The sequence below is a fragment of the Pseudoalteromonas sp. C8 genome (assembly GCF_011378685.1).
Lineage (GTDB): Bacteria > Pseudomonadota > Gammaproteobacteria > Enterobacterales > Alteromonadaceae > Pseudoalteromonas > Pseudoalteromonas arctica.
Genome location: NZ_WTKT01000039.1, coordinates 1 through 3,283, shown reverse-complemented (window position 1 = coordinate 3,283; position 3,283 = coordinate 1). Strand labels below are relative to the sequence as shown.

Below are 3,283 nucleotides of genomic sequence, written 5' to 3'. Positions count from 1 at the left end.
TTCGACTGAGAAGTTGCCATCTTCATCCACAGCGATGGTGAACGTTTGTGTATTACCTAAATCGTCCACAACCGTGAAGTTAATAACCGTGCCTTCAACGGCATCACTTGTGCCACTGAGTGTCGGAGTGATGTCATTACTTGAGCCTGGGCTGGTAAGTATAAGTGTTGGTGCAATGGTATCTATTTCACCAGCACCTGTGGCGATGGTGTCGTTGCCTGCCACATCTTCAACACTCGCGCTAATAGTGTATGCACCCTCTGCAAGTGCTATCGGTACAGGGATTGACCACGTACCATTGGCTAGTACGGTGGCGCTCATTGTTTGCGCTGCGCCGCTGCTGTCGGTGACAACAATGGTTACTTCACTGCCTTGAGGTGCATCGCTGGTACCTGCAATCGTTGGCGTGGTGTCGTTGCCTACACCGTTGTCTGTAATAACAAGGCTCGGGCCAGTAAGGTCTATCAGACCTGTCTCGGTGGCGCTGCCGATATTGCCCAGTCCATCATCTACCTCTGCGGTGACAGTATATTCGCCCTCTGCTAGTACGCTTGGTGCATCGACGCTCCATACGCCGCCCGTTACGGTCGTATCAACAGTCGTAATATTCCCTGCACTGTCTTCAAACGTTAAACTAATGGTGGTGCCATCTGCCGCATCGCTTGTACCATTAATGGTTGGGGTGGTGTCGTTGGTATCAACCAATGCATTAATACTAATGCTTGGGGCCGTGGTGTTGAGTGTTGCGGTTTCACTTAATGTAGTGGTATTACCGGCGTTATCACTAACGCTAGCTTCAATGGTGAGCTCACCATCGCTCAGTACATTCGGTACATCCGCTGACCAGCTGCCATCAGCTTGTACTGTCGCGGTGAACGTTTCTGTTGTGGTGCCATCACTCACGCTGATGCTAATAACAGTCCCCGCTGGCGCATTGGTACTTCCGCTGATAGTCGGGGTGCTATCGTTCGTTGCGCCCACGGTATCAAGCACAAGCGTTGGCGCGAGGCTATCAATGGTGCCCGATTGCACGGCACTATCGGTGTTACCTGCGGCATCGGTAATGCTGGCTTGCACACTGTAGCTGCCCTCTGGTAATTCAGGGCTGATTGCTTGCCAATCACCGTTTGCATCCACAGTAGCGGTGATTGGGTGCTCATCGCCGTTACTGTCTGTGATAACAATATTCACAACCGTGCCTTCAGGCTCTGTTGAGGTACCACTAACAACTGGGGTGCTGTCGTTGCCTAAACCCAGTGCATCAACGGTGATAACCGGTGTAATGGTATCTACATTACCACTACTGTTGGCCGTGGTGTCGTTGCCTGCAGCATCAGTGATGCTGGCTACAACGCTAAAGTCACCTTGCGCAAGCGCACCTGGAATTTCAATGTTCCAGTGGCCATCACTTTCAACGGTGGTGGTGAGGGTTTGCTCAGCGCCTTGGCTGTCGGTGATGGTCAGTGTTACGGTGCCACCAATTTCATTACTGGTGCCCTGCAGCTCAGGTGTTAAATCGCTGACATCGCCTACGTTTTGAATGGTGAGTATTGGCGCTTGTGTGTCTAACGTAATTGTATCTGTAACTGTTGTCGTATTTCCTGCTTCGTCAGATACACTCACTTCGATGGTGTTATCACCTTCATTTAAATCTGTTTGTGGAGTTACTTCCCAGTTACCATTTGCATCTACTGTGGTGCTAAGTGTTTGTTCAACCCCGTTTCCATCAGTAATAACAACCGTGATACTGGTACCAACGTCTGCATCACTAGTGCCTGAAATAGTAGGCGTTGAGTCGTTGGTTACAGCTTCAAAGTCAACGGTTAAGCTAGGTCCTGATGTGTCTATATTACCGGTAGCCGTAGTTGAAGCGCTATTTCCTGCAGCATCAGATACTTCAGCTTCTACAGAATAATCGCCCGAGGCCAACTCTTGAGAAAGTTCAACACTCCAATTACCATCGGCATCTGTTGTTGTGCTAAATGTGCGAACAACCCCTTGAGAATCAGTAACCGTTAAATTTATAACCGTGCCTGCAACTACGTCAGTTGTGTTACCAGAAATAACCGGTGTTGTATCATTACTTGTTTCTAGTTCATTAACTTGTATTGTTGGAGGCGTAATATCAATTACAGCATCAAGCTCTGCATTAGCCGTTCCACCACCTATGTCTGTTACTGTTGCACTAATTAAAATGGTGCCCTCAGCTAAATTTGCAGGCGGAGTAACACTCCAAAGACCGTTTTCATCAACAACTGTGGTTAAAGTAATTATTGCACCCGCTGAGTCAGTGATCTGAACTTCAACTTGAGAGCCAGCTTGTGCATTAAAAGTATCACCATTTATTTGAGGTGTTTGATCGTTAGTTTCGCCAATAATATCAATGGTAATGGTCAATGCGCTTGTATCAATTGTGCCTGAAGCACTTGCTGTACCTTCATTACCAGCGCTATCACTAATACTTGCATCTACAGAGTAACTTCCTTCAGCTAAAGCCGCGGACACTTCTACAGTCCAACTCCCATCTGCAATTACTTCTGCTGTAATTATTTGTACTATACCGTTAGCATCGGTCACGGTTAAAGTTACGGTTGAACCAGCTGGCTCCCCGCTAACCGTACCTGAAATGGTCGGTGTTGTATCACTCGTATCGCCTAGCGCATTAATAGTAACTATTGGCGCTGTGGTATCAACTTCTCCCGTTGTTGTTGCTGTGGTTTCATTACCTGCGGTATCGGTAACTGATACTTCAACGGTAAATTCACCCTCACTTAATTCGTTCGGTACATCAACACTAAAGGTGCCATCGGCTTGTACTTCAGTGGTAATAATTTGTGGATTACCTGCTTCATCAGTTATGGTAATAGTAACAACCGTGCCCTCTGGCTCACCCGTTGCGGTGCCTGAAATAGTTGGGGTGGTGTTGTTAGTATCACCTACGGGGTCAATAATAACTGTTGGCGCGGCAGTATCAACTTCGCCTGTTGTTGTTGCGGTAGTTTCATTTCCTGCGGTATCGGTAACCGATACCTCAACTGTAAACTCACCTTCACTTAATTCATTTGGTACATCAACACTAAAGGTGCCATCAGCTTGTACTTCAGTGGTAATGATTTGTGGGTTACCTGCTTCATCAGTAACTGTAATAGTAACAACCGTGCCCTCTGGCTCACCCGTTGCGGTGCCTGAAATTGTTGGGGTGTTGTTATTAGTATCACCTACAGGGTCAATAATCACTGATGGCGCAGCGGTATCAACTTCTCCAGTCGTAGTTGCTGTGGTT

At 47.5% G+C, this 3,283-nt stretch carries 1 protein-coding gene; it reads right to left on the bottom strand.

Annotation, left to right across the window (positions count from 1 at the left end; all coding sequences use genetic code 11):
* Positions 1-3,283 (bottom strand): Ig-like domain-containing protein (locus GQR39_RS19880; RefSeq protein ID WP_206007908.1); only part of this gene is annotated, 3,283 nt, incomplete at both ends.